The sequence below is a fragment of the Pantoea sp. 22096 genome (assembly GCF_052045955.1).
In the GTDB taxonomy this organism is placed as follows: domain Bacteria; phylum Pseudomonadota; class Gammaproteobacteria; order Enterobacterales; family Enterobacteriaceae; genus Pantoea; species Pantoea alfalfae.
Genome location: NZ_JBQEPW010000002.1, coordinates 247240 through 261500 on the forward strand (window position 1 = coordinate 247240; position 14261 = coordinate 261500).

Genomic DNA, 14261 nt, shown 5'->3' on the forward strand with positions numbered 1-14261 from the left:
CTTTAGCGACGGCGGGTATGATCAATATTGAGCCGCTCAGCCGCACGCACCAGATCGGTCAGCGAGCGCGCATGCATCTTCTCCATCACTCGCCGCTTGTGGACTTTAGCCGTAATTTCACTGACGCCCATTTCGGCAGCAATCTGCTTATTGAGCAGGCCACTAATCGCCAGCAGCATCACCTCGCTTTCACGCGGCGTCAGGGTCTGGTGCCGCTGGAATATTTCTCGCCGCTCCTCAGAGGCGGCCATATTCTGTTCAGCGATGCGCAACGCTTCCGCTACTGCCTGCAACATATGATCGGGATCAACCGGTTTAGTCAGAAACTCATAAGCGCCGGTTTTCATCGCCCGCACTGTGACCGGAATGGTCCCGAAACCGGTTAAAAAGATGGTGGGGATCGTGTAACCGCGATCGAGCAAAGCCTGTGCGACATCGAATCCATCTGCGCCGGGAAGATTAATATCCAGAATCAGGCAACAGGGAAGGGGAGTGAATGCATGAGCCAGAAAATCATCTGCCGATGAAAACGTGATAACTGTGTAATCGTCGGCGGTGAGCAGATTACGTAATGCTGAAGTCACAGCAGCGTCGTCGTCAACAATATATACGATGGGATTCATAGGGACCTCATTCCAGCCAGAGTTTTACTGATAATTAAATTAAACATGACGCGTAAAGAGGCCCTGAACAGTGAGCCTCCGGCAGGGTTAACAGGATATTACCATAACAGTTATCATTATCATCTTATAATTAACAGCATGTTAAGAATCAGATAAATTACTGATAGATATGATTAAAACGTGAGCGTTATTCTGTGGGCTGTGTGCCGTCATTCCGGTCTGCTGGGTATTGGACTATAAGCTGAGCGCCATATTTGTGCAATCAACAGAGCGCTCACTTGCGGCCAGCAGAATAGTGATCGCCATACGCTGAAATAGTCCATAAAATTGCTCACCGGATTAAATCTGCCTCGCTTTTTTAATGCCGTAATAAGTTCATGCCAGTGTGTAATTCATCTCTGGAATAAGCGGCACGGTAACTGACAATCAGTGGTTAACTCACTTCAGACTGAACAGCGCCGCAATTCACGCGATACACAACAAAAAGTCAGTTTATAGTTACAACATACATTTGGCGGATAAATGTATCAGGGGTCAGGCAACAGAGTGATCATTGCTAAGCAGCATTCAGATCCCCTTTGTCATTATCACGAAGGTTTTGTCATAAAAAACCCCTGATTTCATCCGGTAAGAAGTCATTACATTTTAAAAAATCCTTACCTGTCAGCGATTAACCTCAATAAGCGTAGCGGTATTCATGGCACGGCTGATAATCCTCACTAAGCTTGTGAAGTAACCCTTTAAATTTGGGGACATTTTCCAGCCCAGCGCTATCCGCCATGTCGTCATGAGGCTCAAATGAGTGAAAATTACTGCACCATTCTTTTCAATGGTGAACGATTAGAAGGATTTGCTGATCAACCGCTTATCGATTTTCTGGATGCTCACGGGAAAAAACTGCCTCATGTCTGTTATCACCCGGCGTTAACGCCGCTACAAAGCTGTGATGTCTGCTGGGTCGATGCTAATGGCGAGCGTGTTCGCGGTTGTACGCTTCGTACTGAAGAGGGTTTGTCGGTCCGGAGTGAGGGCAGTGTGCTGAAAGCCGCGCAGCAGGAGGGTATGGATAGGCTGCTTAATCGTCATGAGCTTTACTGCACCGTCTGCGAACACAACACCGGCGACTGTACGCTGCATAACGCAGTAGCCGATATGCACATTCCGATTCAGTACTATCCTCATCAGCCCAAGCCTTACGCGAAAGATCACTCCAATCCGTTTTACACCTACGACCCTGACCAGTGCATCTTATGTGGTCGCTGTGTCGAGGCGTGCCAGAATGTAGAGGTCAACGAGACGCTCTCGATTGACTATACCCAGGCGCACCCACGCGTGTTGTGGGATGGCGGCACGGAAATCGCCGGCTCCAGTTGCGTCAGCTGTGGGCACTGCGTTACGGTCTGCCCGTGCAATGCACTGCTGGAAAAAACGATGCAGCCCGATGCGGGCCCGTTCACCGCGATGGATGAAGGGCTGAAGCGTCCGCTTATCGACTTTGTGAAAACGCTGGAAAACAGTATCGGCATGGAGCCAATTACCGGTGTGTCAAAAATTGACGTGGCGCTGCGCCAGTCAGAAATCAAACGCACCAAAACAGTCTGCACATATTGTGGCGTGGGCTGCAGCTTCGAAATCTGGACCCGCGATCGTCACATCCTGAAAATTCAGCCGGTCGCCGAAGCGCCAGCCAATGGTATTTCCACCTGTGTTAAAGGCAAGTTTGGCTGGGATTTCGTCAACAGCGCGGAACGCCTGACAACGCCGCTGATTCGCGAGAATGGCCGCTTCCGGCCTGCCAGCTGGGATGAAGCATTACAGCGGGTTGCCGATGGATTACGTGGTGTTGCGCAGAACTATGGCGGTGACGCGATAGGCTTTATTGGCTCCAGTAAAGCGAGTAACGAAGAAGCCTATCTCACCCAGAAAATCGCCCGTTTAATCTTCGGCACCAACAATGTCGATAACTCTTCACGCTATTGTCAGAACCCGGCCACAGAAGGGTTATTTCGGACTGTGGGCTACGGTGGCGATGCCGGAACAATAAAAGATCTGCAGGAAACCGATCTGATTGTGCTGGTCGGCAGTAACCTTTCCGAGAACCATCCGGTTATCGCTTCGCACATCAAACAGAGCCATAAACATCGCGGTCAGAAACTGCTGGTTGTCGATCCGCGTCGTCACGAAATGGCGGAACGGGCTGACTGCTATCTGCGCATCCGGCCAGGTAGCGATCTCGTCTGGGCCTCAGCGATGGCGAAATATATGTTCGATCACGGTTATGCCGATGACGCGTTTCTGTCACAGCGGGTTAATCAGGTCGAAGAGTACCGCGCCTCGCTCGATGCCTTTACGCTCGACTATGCCAGCAAGATCTGTGGCCTGAGCGAAGCCGAACTTACAGAGGCGGCGGAGATGATTGGCCAGGCGAGCAGCGCCTGTATATTGTGGGCGATGGGGATTACCCAGCACAGCCACGGTGCCGACACCAGCACGGCGCTGTCGAACCTGCTGCTGGTCACCGGCAACTATGGCCGGTCTGGCACCGGCGGATACCCGATGCGCGGACACAACAATGTGCAGGGCGCCAGCGACTTCGGCTGCCTGAGCAATCTCTATCCCGGCTATGAAAAAGTCACTGACGCGGCGGTGCGGGAGAAATGGGCGCGAGCATGGGGCGTCGCGCCTGAGGCACTCTCCGACCAGCCCGGCGCGGATAACTTCAAAATGGTGCAGGAGGCGGGTGAAGGTAAAATCCGCGCGATGTATATCACCGGCGAAGAGACCGCCTTTGCGGATGCTGACTCAGATTCTGTGCATGCCGCCTTCACCAAACTGGAATTTATGGTGGTTCAGGACATTTTCATGTCGCGCACGGCTGAGTTTGCCGATGTGGTGTTACCCGGCGCGCCCAGCGTGGAGAAAGAGGGGACGTTTGTGAACACCGAGCGACGCATCCAGCACTTCTCGCCCGCCATGAAACCCCTGGGCGACTGTCGTCCCGACTGGCAGATTTTCACCGAACTCGCCGCGCGCCTCGGTCACCCGTGGCATTACCCGAATCCGGGCGCGATCATGGCGGAAGCAGCGGGCATTGCAGATATTTTCGCCGGCGTAAGCTATGAGCAACTGGTCGGCTGGCAGTCGCAACTCTGGCCGGTCAATGCCGCAGGTGAAAGCACGCCGCGTCTCTACACGGAACGGTTTAATTTTCCGGATGGCAAAGCCCGGCTTTATCCGCTGAGCTGGCAACCACCCGCCGAGCAGGAGGATGCAGAGTACAATCTCCTGCTGAATAACGGCAGGATGCTGGAGCATTTTCAGTCGATGAACCAGACCGGTCAGGGTGGCCGCATGATGTCGCTGTCACCTAATGCCTTTGTTGAGATCTCACCGGAACTGGCTGCCTCGCGCGCGCTGACGGAAGGAGAATGGGTGCGCATCACCTCAAGGCGCGGCTCGCTGGATGTGCCGGTTGTTATCACCGAACGCGTGGCGGGCAACGTCATGTTTATGCCAATTCATCATGGTAAGGATGGCGTCAACGCGCTGACCGGCGAACATCACGATCCCGACGTCAACACACCGGCTTATAAAGAGCTTGCCGTGAACATGAAGCGAATCGAACGGCGGACGCAGCCCAATCCGTTGCCGTTACACAACTTCCGTTACGGCAGTCGGACCCCGCTGGATCACCTGCCGATTGAACAAAAATGGCAGCAGGCAGGCTACCGTGAACCGCCTGAACACGTAGACAAACCGGAGAAATTTTAATGGCAGAACGGATGAAATATCAGGTCACGCCGACACGTACTGAGCCAACCGCACGCGAAGCGATGGATGAGCTGATTGAAAATCTCCACCAGCACGGTTTTCTGCGGCTGGCGAACGACCTGGTTAAATCAAATAGCGAGGTGGGGAAAATCCTGGTTTCGGGCCTTAATCAGCCGGGTACGCAGAACGCGCTACAGAATCTCTCGCTACTGATGATGACGCTGGGCAGTGTGCCGCCAGAAAGTTTTAATCATCTGCTGTTGGCCGTTCGCGATGCCGCGATGGCCGTTAAACCGGCGCGCGATGAGGCCCGTCAGGAAAAAGCCGCGCCAGGCATCCGCGGCATCATCCGGTTGCTCAATGATGAAGATCTGTGGCGTGGACTGCGCCCGATCTTCGCCGCGCTGGAGGTCTTCTCACAGCAGATTGACCGTGAAGAGCAGAAGCCGATTACCCGCTTCAGTGGCAAGCCCACACGGGAGTAGTTCAGCCTGCGTTCGTTCAGGATTGCGTGGGGGTGTAGATCAGATGACCGGCTACACCGCCCGCGCCGCCATCTTTTGGATGATTGATACCATCGGAGACCGGGACATCGGTGAAATCAAACGGCGAAACCCCCTCAAGGCAGGCGACATTCACCCCGAACTGATCGGGCTGTGAGCGGCTCTGATGAAAGGTGTAAATGCCACAAACCGAACAGAAGTAGTGGCCCACCTCTTTGCTGTTGAATCGATATTCGGTGAGCTGCGCTTCACCCCGGATCAGCTCCACCTTTGTCGCAAATACCACCACCGCGCCGCGCATCCGGCAAAACGAACAGTTGCAGCGGCGCACCGAATGAAATCCATCCTTCAGCGTCACCCGATACGCCACCGCGCCACAGTGGCATTGCGCTGTCATTTCATTTTGCATCCTGATCTCCTGTGTAGTGAAACCAACCAGCTTTCAGCCTACGCCAAAGCCTGGGATTTGGCAGCATCGGGTGCGGATTTGTCGACCATTAGTATAGCCAGGGCAGTGTGCATTTATCGGGTTCGCCTGCGACATGATTTATTTCATCACGCCGTATCAGACAGTAATAAGCATCATCTCTTCCGCTTCAAACGCCTCAAGCAGTTCTTTATCGAGCTTCTCTTCCACGACGAGCGTTGAGATTTCACGGCATTTCGCCACGCTGAATCGCGCTACTGCGGGGATTTTATCCGCTGTCAGCCCGACAATGACCTGATTGCTTTGCGCCATGGCGACTTTCTTGAATTCGCAATCCGCATAGTTAAAACCGGTCAGCCCGGCCTCCGGGCTCATGGCGCAGCCGCCAATAAACGCCTGATCAAACAGAATCCCCTGGATCTGGTTGATCGCGGTTTGCCCGACCGCGCCGCCGGTGCTCTTCTGTATCTGCCCGCCCAGCATAATTACCTCCGCAGCAGGATGGTTGATCAGTAGCGCAGCAATATCGGGCGCATTGGTGACGACGGTGATATTCAAATCTGGTGATAGCGCCTGTGCCAGCGCCAGATTGGTCGTACCGGCATCAACAAAGATGCAGCTATTGGCTTTCACCAGGCTGGCACAGCGCTGCGCAATCAGGGCTTTTGCTGCGTGATCGTGAGCTTTCCGGCTGACAAAGCTGCCCGCCTCCTGCAGCTGTAACACCGCACCGCCATAGACCTTTTTACATAAACCCTCTTTACTGAGTTCATGGAGATCGCGGCGGATAGTGTGCTCTGACACGGCCAGTTGCCTTGCAAGGTCAGCGCAGACCACACGTCCTTTGTCCTTCAATATCTCACGAATCAGCGCTTGTCGCTGCTGCGGGAAAGCTGCATAATCGAGCATATAAACCTCAAATAATTCAAAATCGAGCTATAGTGAGCATAATCGTTCACTGCCGGGCAGGGAGTCAATAGCGATCTCTCAGTCCTGTCAGCTCTTCACGACATCCCTCAAAGGAATGCAATGGCTAATAACGTCTCTTCCACACTGGCAACACGCATTATCTTTTTTATCGCTGGATTTATAACCGCGACCTGGGCGGTGATTGTGCCTTTCGCCCGCGGCAATACCGGCGTTAATGAGGCGCAACTCGGCACCTTGCTGCTTTGTCTTGGCGTCGGCGCGCTGATTGCGATGCCGGTGACGGGCTGGCTGACCAGCCGCTTTGGCTGCCGCCGGGTGATTCTGGTCGCTGTCGCGCTGGTCATCATCAGTACGCCATGGCTGTCGGTGCTCAGCGACCCGCTATTGCTGGCGCTGGCGTTGCTGGTTTTTGGCATCGGCATCGGCGTGACCGACTGCGCCATGAACATCCAGGCGATCCTGGTGGAGAAGCAGGCGGCGAAGCCTGTGATGTCTGGCTTTCACGGCATGTACAGTGTGGGCGGCATTGCCGGGGCGGGCTTTATGACGCTGCTGCTGGCGATGGGTTTTAGCGTGCTCACCGGCTGTTTGCTGGCGGTAGCGGCGGTGATTATCATGACGCTGGTCAGCGCACCGGGTTTACTGACCTACGCGAACCCCGCTGAAGGCCCGGTATTTGCTGTTCCGCGCGGCAGCGTACTGATTATCGGCATCATCTGCTTTGCCGTCTTCCTGACCGAAGGCACCGTGCTGGACTGGAGTGCTGTCTATCTGACCGACGTCCGGGCCATGCCGGCATCACTGGGCGGACTGGGCTATACCTGCTTTGCCATTGCGATGACCGTGGCGCGTCTGACCGGCGATCGCATCATTTCGTCGCTGGGTCGTCTGCCTGTAGTACTGGGTGGCGCACTGATTGCCGCCGCTGGCATGGCGATGGTGACCTTTATCGCCTCCTGGCCGCTGGCGTTGCTGGGCTACACCCTTGTCGGCGCAGGCTGCGCCAATATCGTGCCGGTAATGTTCACCGCCGCCGGACGTCAGACGGTGATGCCGCAGGCGGTCGCCGTGCCTGCCATTACTACTCTGGGTTACCTGGGGGTACTGAGCGGGCCAGCCGTGATTGGCTACGTGGCGCATTACACGCATCTCGCTTTTTCGTTTTCACTGATTATGGCGCTGATGCTGATCGTCGGTGCGGTCTCTCTGACCCTGGATCTTGGCCGTAGCCGCGCGGGAAAGAATGCATAAAATTACACAGTTCGCGCTCCTGACAGACTTTCATTGAACGGGGCGCGGATTAATCTTCAGGAGGAACGGAAGTGGCCTGCCATTACTTTCCCAGCCTGACCCAGCGGCGGCCGGCCAGCACCGTCAGCGCCACGATGGTGATGCCCGCAGCCAGATGCATAGAAAAATCGATGGCGTGCAGATGGGTGTCATGACACAGCGACAGCAACATCGATGAGGTAAACGCACTGCCACAGCCGCTCAGCGCCAGACTGCGCGCGGGATAGAGTGAACGGGTGCGCTTCAGGGCGATCACGGACATCAGCATCATCGGCGCGCTGGCCGACAGCATAAACAGATAGCAATGTATCCCTTCACCAAAGCGGCTTGCGCCCGCAGACGTGGTTTCAGATGACATGTTGATCAGATTCAGCCCCAGCCACATCACTGCCAGCATCAGCGGCCAGCGCAGGCTGACTGGTTTTCTGCCGGCGATACTCAGCGTAAACGCAGCCGCCAGCGTGCTGCCCGCGATGACAAGAGAGAGCAGTACGGCGATAAATGCCAGCCATGCGCCAGGCTGACTCCAGTCAGTAAACCTGCTGTGAAACGCCCAGCTGGTCAGTGCGCCAAAAGGCAGAGCAAGCGCGATCCAGCCCGCAACGCGCCAGGCGGTGGGCCAGACGCGCTGCACCGGCTGCGCGGAGGCGCTGAGCTGATTAATTAACTGGTCATGATTTCTCATGATGACCCCGTCCATATTTACGAAGGTTGACCATTGCGCGATGCAACAGGGATTTAACGGCAGAAAGAGACTGATGGGTTTCAGCGGCTGCCTGCGCCAGGCTCTGCTCGCGCAGATGCACGGATTCGACGATCTCCCGCTGACGTAGCGGAAGGGTATCGAGATAGCCTGAGAGAATATCGGCATCGGCTGAGGCTTCTGCACTTTCAGCGGGCCGCTGCTGCAGCGCCTCATCATCCTGAACCTCCTGACGACGACCATGCTGGCGCAGCGTATCAATCGTTCGGGCAGAGGCGATAGCGGCTACCCATGGCAAGATCGGGCGCTGCGGATCGTAGGTATGCCGCACCCGATGGATTGCCAGCAGCGTTTCCTGAATCACATCCTCAACCAGCCCCTCGTCACGCATTTTTTTGCGCACCAGTGCCCGGATGGCCGGAACCATCGCTTTGAGTAACTGGTTATAGGCTGCTTTGTCGCCCGCCTGCGCCCGGGCCATTAAGGCTGGCCAGTGCTGTGCGCGTTGATCAGTGTCTGACATCATTTATCAGCAGGTCAGCACACTGTCGCCGTGTGCTGATACCGGAGCAGAACATCGTTTCATCAATCGTCTCAGGTTTTCTTTCCTTTTTCCGTTGCCTGATCCAGCGCTGAAATCACGATGCCTGGCGTCAGCACCTGCGGGAGTACCACGGGTTTACCACCGTCAGCCGGGTAGACCACGTAGAGGGGTAATCCACCGCGTCCGAAATCGCTAAGCGCCTGTTCAACATCGGGATTGTATTTAGTCGAGTCCGCGACCATGTAAATGGTGCTGGTACGCGCCATGGCTGCTTTTACCGCTTGCGTCGACAACGACGTGCGATCGTTGACCTGGCAGGTAATACACCAGGACGCGGTAAAGTTCACCAGGATGGGCTTGCCCTGGCCTTTGATTGCGTCAACATTCTGGGGCGACCAGGCCACCGCTGCAGCAGCCGGTGAGGTGGTTTCCGTCTCAGCTGGTCCCGTGGCAAAACTGTTGATATTCAACAACGGCACCACGACCAGCGCCAGAAAGAACGCGGTGGCAACATGCATTACCACATGACGCTGTCCCATCATACGGCGTTTCTGCGCCATGCCATACAGCCAGGCAGCAAAACTAAACAGTAAGCAGCAGGCCAGAATCGCGGCCAGTGCAGCCGATCCCGCCTGACGTTCCAGTACCCAGATCAGCCAGCCCACCGCACCCAGCATTGGAAACGCCAGACCCTGTTTTAAGGTGATCATCCAGGCGCCCGGTTTTGGCAATATTCTCGCCAGCACCGGGAAGAATGAGATCAGGGTAAAGGGCGCAGCAAAGCCCAGCGCCAGCGATATAAAGATCACCACACTCACCAGCGGAGGCTGAGTCAGGGCATATCCCACTGCGCTGGCCATGAAAGGTGCGCTACAGGGAGTGGCGACAATGATGGCCAGCGCGCCGGTCAGTGCTGAACCCACTAATCCTCCGCGATCGCCACCCACTTCGCCAACCCGCTGAATCGACAGTCCGACTTCAAACAGACCGAGCAAATTCAGTGCTGAACCCAGCATCACCAGAATCAGCGCTGCAATGACCAGCGGCGATTGCAGCTGAAATCCCCAGCCCACCGAGGCACCACCCGCCCTGGCCAGCAGCAATACGGCGGTCAGGGCAACCATCGTCACCACGACGCCGAGCAAAAAGGCCAGGCCTTCTGCCCGGGCGTGGGAGGGTGATTCGTGGTGGCGGATCAGGCTCAGTGCTTTCAGTGAGATCACCGGAAACACGCAGGGCATGAGGTTCAGAATAATGCCGCCCAGGAAGGCGGCTGCAATCGCAGTCAGCATGGTGTACCTGCTCAGATGATGAAGTTATGCCGGATTGGCCTGACGATATTTTTTAACGGCATCCATCGCTTTCTGGATATGCGTATCAGGATTTTTATCGGTGAAGCTCAGCAGGATTTTGCCATCGGGCGCAATCACGTAAGAGGTCCGGTCTGAAAGCTTCTGACCTTTCATCTCCATGGTGCTCTTATATTCTTCGGCGACTTTGGCTCCCGGGTCGGCGGCTACGGTAAATTTGTCACGGCATTCAAGCTGCGAGAATTTAGCAATCTGATCGGTATTACCGGCGGTGACACCAATGACGGTCGCACCCTGTTTTTTGAATTCATCGGTCGCTTCAGCAAAGTCATGCGCTTCAAGCGTACAACCCGCACTGAACGCTGCCGGAAAGAAGTAAAGCACAACCGGGCCTTTCTTCAGCGCCTGCTGTAATGAAAAGGTGGTCGATTTGCCCGCCAGCGCGGCGTCGAGTTTAAAATCCGGGGCTTTTTCACCGACCTGTAACGCTGCAAAAGCGGATGTTGCCGGAACACTCAGTGCCAGCAGCGTAGCGACGGCAAGGGTTTTCAGGGTGTTTTTCATTGGCGTGACTCTCTCCATTAACGAGCAGACGGGGTTGTCTGACGTCTCATTTTTAAGGTTCGTTTAAAACGAGAAAAAGTTGCGCGGTTTTGAAATTTTTTTAACGATTTATTTAAGAGGACGTTAACCACAATTTTCAGGTGGTCATTGCATCATTTGCTGAATCGAGTGCAGCTCATGCGTCGTTGAGTCACAGATTGCATCGTGGTTATTCCTGATTAAGTAAAATTTATGTGATTTGAGCCGCAATAATTTTGCTAAAAAGCGCCGGTTTTCTGGCAGGTGAGCATCGTCACGTTTCTGTTCGGCTTCAGACAGTAAATTCCATTTATGGAATGAAAAAACGATTCAGCAAATGAGGCGAATGATGAAGATTAAACTGGCATTAACAGTACTGACGGTTCTGGTATCAGGTTCAGCAGCGGCGAAAACCTGGGTGCTGACGAGTGCTGAACAGGGCACCGAGCAGGGAAACTGGAAGATTTCCAGCAATGAGCTGAAGTCTCAGGGCAAACCGTTCAGCATCGAACAGAAAGTCCTGCATGGCGGCAAGCAGGAAGGCAGTAAAATTCTGACGATCCGCAGTGAGGATGGCCTGACAATTACGTTAAGTCCGACCCGCGGCATGAACTTACTGCATGTTGAGGGCTTTGGCACCCGCATGGGCTGGGATTCACCAGTGAAAGAGGTCGTCAATCCTGCCTACATCAATCTTGAGAGCCGCAACGGTCTGGGTTGGCTGGACGGCTTCAACGAGATGATGGTGCGCTGCGGCTACGAATGGACCGGTCATCCGGTCACCGATGAAGGACGAATCTATACGCTGCACGGTAAAGCGGGGAATACGCCGGTTTCCCAGCTGGAAGTTGAAGTGGCAGATGCGGCACCACACGAAATCCGTATTCGCGGCCTGATTAAAGAGAGCACCTTTAAAAAAGCTGATTTGCAGACCATGACCGAGCTGCGTTACGTGCCAGGCAGCAACAGTTTCAGCCTGCATGATGTGTTAACCAACCATGCCGACTATCCGCACGATTACCAGATCATCTATCACAGCAACTTCGGCCAGCCTATTCTGGAAGAGGGCGCACGCTTCATGGCACCGATGTCCGGCATCAGCCCGTTCAATGACTACGCGAAAGCCGGGCTAAAAGAGTGGCAGACCTATAAAGGTCCGACCAAAGATTTCGATGAGATGGTGTTCAACATCAAGCCGCTTTCCGACAGCAATCATCAGACCGTCGCTGCGGTGATAAATAAAGCGGGCAACAGCGGCGCATCCATTCAGTTCGATACGCGTCAACTCCCGATGCTGACCTTATGGAAAAATACCGACACCCTGAAACAGGGCTACGTGACCGGTATCGAACCTGGTACCAGTTACGCCTATCCGGTCACCATTGAACGTGAACAAAAACGTGTGAAGCAACTGCAACCGGGCGCGAGCACGGCATTTGATCTGACGTACACCTTGCTGCACAGCAGCGAGCAGGTGAATGACGTTGAGAAACGCATTAAGGGCATTCAGGGCGAAACGAAGATTGATGTGAGCGAGACGCCAATAGCGAAAGAGTAACGACCCATCATAACCCCAGCTAAATTGTTGGGGTTTTTACTTTACAGGCCAGCTTTCCGTCACGGGATGACATCACAAATGCGAGAAAGTGGCAAAGATCTGCACAGGATACTGGCGATGCTATAAGGTCGCTGGGTTGGTCAACGCAAAGTTACACGCAGGTAAACATCCGGCAAACCTGTGGAAGGGTGTTAAGCCGGAAGTTGAAAGAGAAGAGTAACCCTGAAATACTAACAGTTAATAACTGATAGTAACTCAGCGGGAGAGGAATCATGCCAACCAGCGTAGCACTCAGTCCTTATTTCGAAGCGTTCATCCGCGAACAGATAGAAAGCGGGCGATATAACAACACCAGTGAAGTGATCCGTGCGGGCCTCAGGGCACTGGAAGAACGGGAGCAGCAGATGAAACTTGATGCTCTGCAAACAGCAGTCAGCGCAGGTATAAACAGCGGCGAAAGCAAAAACGCGGAAGAGGTATTTGGTCGCCTGTCGCAAAAATATCGGCGGCAGGCCGAAAGTGGTAAAGCGTAATGAAACTGGGTATTTCGCCTCTGGCAGAACAGGATATGGAGGCCATCGGTGATTATATCGCACAGGATAATCCGATGCGCGCGGTGAGTTTCATGGAAGAACTATACCAGCAATGCTTGCTGATAGCCGAGTCGCCGGTTATTTACAAAGAAAGACCGGAACTGGGACAGAGCGTCAGAAGTTGTACTTACGGGCGGTATCTCATCGTGTTCAGGGTGCTGGACACCGAAGTCCGTATAGAGAGGCTGCTACATGGTTCGCGGGATATTATCACGCTGTTCTCTGAACAGGAGACGCCGGGAAGCTCTCGCTGAGCAGGGTCCTCCCGTAAACGTCAGAGCGTGCCGTCCGTAGTAATTATCCAATAAATAATCCTGCAGATTAGTTGCGAGACAGCCTCCTGTGTCTGAAGTGAAAACCCGAAGGGGGGGGAATTGAGATTACTTAAGCTACCTGAATACATGTGCGATATGTTATTTAACATAAGATAGATTGTGCGCATTGTCTTGTGTCGGGGCAGACAGCCAATATCTGTCCTAATCCAGGGGTATCTGACCGGTAAAGCTAACTGGTCGAGGGATTCTGGCCCGAAGATGCGGACTGGCGTGCATTGGTGGCTTTCCGCACGCAGCAAATCTTTCTGCGCGGCTGGGGTGCCCTTGCAGACACGCCATGATGTCATAGTCTGCCGTAAAAGGTCATACGCGCGGTTTCTGACAACTCAATACCCGGCTGCGTATTGTAAGCCAGCACGGCCAGCATACGGGTGACCTCGCCTTCAGTTGGGGTCACGCGGTGCAGGGAATTACGGCCACGAAACAGCACCAGATCCCCGGCATCTATCTCCAGCGCGTCAACGGTCTGCCGTTCTTCCAGCACTGCGTCGACACCGGCAAAGTTCATATCACCGGCATCGGCATCCCGCAGATCTTTCACATACTGAAACACGCCGCCCGCCAGCGGTTTCTGGACCAGTAAGGTGATAGCAAAGGAGGAGTTGTCGAAGTGCCAGCCCAGCTCCTGACCGTGAGGCGCATAGTGCAGGTTAATCGACGAAAGCTGATCGGCGTAGGGATAGAGCGCTTCCTCTCCCAGCACATCGCACAGGAAACGTTTAAACAGGTCATCGTTATAAAGCTGGCGCAGTGGCGAGTCGGCAGCGATAACATCATCCGTGATACAGCCTTTGGTGCTGAGCACATCCCGATTACGCGGATGATCCGCACTGAACGCCTCATCCGGCTTCATCAGATAGACATTGTGTTTACTACGGGTGTGATAGGCCAGATGACGCCGGGCATTGCCCTCTTCGATCATCGCCTCTAAAGCGTGTGGTTGTAAAAACTGACGCAGTACCAGCGCGCCGGAGTGGTTTAACTGCTCACGACAGCGCTGACGCCAGCCCTGGTCGGTCAGCGGATGAAGATCAAGACGAACAAGGGATTCAGACATAGCAACAGCTCTCATGATGGGCAGGTGTGATGTTA

At 54.4% G+C, this 14261-nt stretch carries 14 protein-coding genes; 6 read left to right on the top strand and 8 right to left on the bottom strand.

The features are described 5' to 3' along the window. Positions 1-2: 2 nt before the first annotated feature. Positions 3-623, bottom strand: a complete 621-nt coding sequence (locus ACTJKZ_RS11385; protein WP_161734604.1) for a response regulator transcription factor — start codon at positions 621-623, stop codon at positions 3-5. Positions 624-1421: 798 nt separating this feature from the next. On the opposite strand from ACTJKZ_RS11385, the gene fdhF reads away from it, so the two are divergent. Beyond that, positions 1422-4394, top strand: a complete 2973-nt coding sequence (fdhF, locus tag ACTJKZ_RS11390) for a formate dehydrogenase subunit alpha (RefSeq protein ID WP_253418237.1) — start codon at positions 1422-1424, stop codon at positions 4392-4394. After that, complete coding sequence (locus ACTJKZ_RS11395) at positions 4394-4879, top strand: DUF1641 domain-containing protein (RefSeq protein WP_253418234.1); 486 nt, start codon at positions 4394-4396, stop codon at positions 4877-4879. Before fdhF ends, ACTJKZ_RS11395 begins: the two co-directional genes overlap by 1 nt. 16 nt (positions 4880-4895) lie before the next feature. On the opposite strand, the gene ACTJKZ_RS11400 is transcribed toward ACTJKZ_RS11395, so the two are convergent. Both ACTJKZ_RS11400 and ACTJKZ_RS11405 read right to left on the bottom strand, forming a co-directional pair. Beyond that, the gene (locus tag ACTJKZ_RS11400; protein ID WP_260058515.1) at positions 4896-5306 is read right to left on the bottom strand and encodes a GFA family protein; all 411 of its coding nucleotides are present in this window, start codon (positions 5304-5306) and stop codon (positions 4896-4898) included. Between the two features lie 156 nt (positions 5307-5462). After that, on the bottom strand, positions 5463-6233 hold the full coding sequence (locus ACTJKZ_RS11405) for a DeoR/GlpR family DNA-binding transcription regulator (protein ID WP_161734612.1): 771 nt from the start codon (positions 6231-6233) through the stop codon (positions 5463-5465). Positions 6234-6353: 120 nt separating this feature from the next. On the opposite strand from ACTJKZ_RS11405, the gene ACTJKZ_RS11410 reads away from it, so the two are divergent. Next, positions 6354-7505, top strand: coding sequence for an MFS transporter (locus tag ACTJKZ_RS11410; protein ID WP_222925847.1), 1152 nt, complete (start codon positions 6354-6356; stop codon positions 7503-7505). Between the two features lie 82 nt (positions 7506-7587). On the opposite strand, the gene ACTJKZ_RS11415 is transcribed toward ACTJKZ_RS11410, so the two are convergent. The 4 genes from ACTJKZ_RS11415 to ACTJKZ_RS11430 all read right to left on the bottom strand — a co-directional run bounded on the left by ACTJKZ_RS11415 (position 7588) and on the right by ACTJKZ_RS11430 (position 10665). Then, the gene (locus ACTJKZ_RS11415) at positions 7588-8229 is read right to left on the bottom strand and encodes a DUF1109 domain-containing protein (protein WP_440829593.1); all 642 of its coding nucleotides are present in this window, start codon (positions 8227-8229) and stop codon (positions 7588-7590) included. Then, on the bottom strand, positions 8216-8770 hold the full coding sequence (locus ACTJKZ_RS11420) for a sigma-70 family RNA polymerase sigma factor (RefSeq protein WP_161734687.1): 555 nt from the start codon (positions 8768-8770) through the stop codon (positions 8216-8218). Before ACTJKZ_RS11420 ends, ACTJKZ_RS11415 begins: the two co-directional genes overlap by 14 nt. Before the next feature lie 71 nt (positions 8771-8841). Beyond that, complete coding sequence (locus ACTJKZ_RS11425) at positions 8842-10083, bottom strand: protein-disulfide reductase DsbD family protein (protein ID WP_285088678.1); 1242 nt, start codon at positions 10081-10083, stop codon at positions 8842-8844. Between the two features lie 24 nt (positions 10084-10107). Next, a complete protein-coding gene (locus ACTJKZ_RS11430; protein WP_222925844.1) occupies positions 10108-10665 on the bottom strand; it encodes a peroxiredoxin in 558 nt (185 codons plus the stop codon). 367 nt (positions 10666-11032) lie between these two features. Between ACTJKZ_RS11430 and ACTJKZ_RS11435 the strand changes: the two genes are divergently transcribed. The 3 genes from ACTJKZ_RS11435 (at position 11033) to ACTJKZ_RS11445 (ending at position 13088) form a co-directional block, all read left to right on the top strand. Continuing rightward, complete coding sequence (locus ACTJKZ_RS11435; protein WP_440829681.1) at positions 11033-12241, top strand: aldose 1-epimerase family protein; 1209 nt, start codon at positions 11033-11035, stop codon at positions 12239-12241. Between the two features lie 272 nt (positions 12242-12513). Then, positions 12514-12774, top strand: a complete 261-nt coding sequence (locus ACTJKZ_RS11440; protein ID WP_285088677.1) for a type II toxin-antitoxin system ParD family antitoxin — start codon at positions 12514-12516, stop codon at positions 12772-12774. Next, a complete protein-coding gene (locus tag ACTJKZ_RS11445; protein ID WP_285088676.1) occupies positions 12774-13088 on the top strand; it encodes a type II toxin-antitoxin system RelE/ParE family toxin in 315 nt (104 codons plus the stop codon). The genes ACTJKZ_RS11440 and ACTJKZ_RS11445 overlap by 1 nt, the downstream gene beginning before the upstream one ends. Positions 13089-13452: 364 nt before the next feature. On the opposite strand, the gene ACTJKZ_RS11450 is transcribed toward ACTJKZ_RS11445, so the two are convergent. After that, positions 13453-14226 (bottom strand): HalD/BesD family halogenase, encoded by a 774-nt coding sequence (locus tag ACTJKZ_RS11450; RefSeq protein WP_260058518.1) that lies wholly within the window; start codon positions 14224-14226, stop codon positions 13453-13455. Positions 14227-14261 lie beyond the last annotated feature (35 nt).

Bases quoted from the DNA above. Each gene is read 5' to 3' on its own strand.
- ACTJKZ_RS11385 (WP_161734604.1), bottom strand. From the start codon at position 623: ATGAATCCCATCGTATATATTGTTGACGACGACGCTGCTGTGACTTCA.
- fdhF (WP_253418237.1), top strand. From the start codon at position 1,422: ATGAGTGAAAATTACTGCACCATTCTTTTCAATGGTGAACGATTAGAA.
- ACTJKZ_RS11395 (WP_253418234.1), top strand. From the start codon at position 4,394: ATGGCAGAACGGATGAAATATCAGGTCACGCCGACACGTACTGAGCCA.
- ACTJKZ_RS11400 (WP_260058515.1), bottom strand. From the start codon at position 5,306: ATGCAAAATGAAATGACAGCGCAATGCCACTGTGGCGCGGTGGCGTAT.
- ACTJKZ_RS11405 (WP_161734612.1), bottom strand. From the start codon at position 6,233: ATGCTCGATTATGCAGCTTTCCCGCAGCAGCGACAAGCGCTGATTCGT.
- ACTJKZ_RS11410 (WP_222925847.1), top strand. From the start codon at position 6,354: ATGGCTAATAACGTCTCTTCCACACTGGCAACACGCATTATCTTTTTT.
- ACTJKZ_RS11415 (WP_440829593.1), bottom strand. From the start codon at position 8,229: ATGAGAAATCATGACCAGTTAATTAATCAGCTCAGCGCCTCCGCGCAG.
- ACTJKZ_RS11420 (WP_161734687.1), bottom strand. From the start codon at position 8,770: ATGTCAGACACTGATCAACGCGCACAGCACTGGCCAGCCTTAATGGCC.
- ACTJKZ_RS11425 (WP_285088678.1), bottom strand. From the start codon at position 10,083: ATGCTGACTGCGATTGCAGCCGCCTTCCTGGGCGGCATTATTCTGAAC.
- ACTJKZ_RS11430 (WP_222925844.1), bottom strand. From the start codon at position 10,665: ATGAAAAACACCCTGAAAACCCTTGCCGTCGCTACGCTGCTGGCACTG.
- ACTJKZ_RS11435 (WP_440829681.1), top strand. From the start codon at position 11,033: ATGAAGATTAAACTGGCATTAACAGTACTGACGGTTCTGGTATCAGGT.
- ACTJKZ_RS11440 (WP_285088677.1), top strand. From the start codon at position 12,514: ATGCCAACCAGCGTAGCACTCAGTCCTTATTTCGAAGCGTTCATCCGC.
- ACTJKZ_RS11445 (WP_285088676.1), top strand. From the start codon at position 12,774: ATGAAACTGGGTATTTCGCCTCTGGCAGAACAGGATATGGAGGCCATC.
- ACTJKZ_RS11450 (WP_260058518.1), bottom strand. From the start codon at position 14,226: ATGTCTGAATCCCTTGTTCGTCTTGATCTTCATCCGCTGACCGACCAG.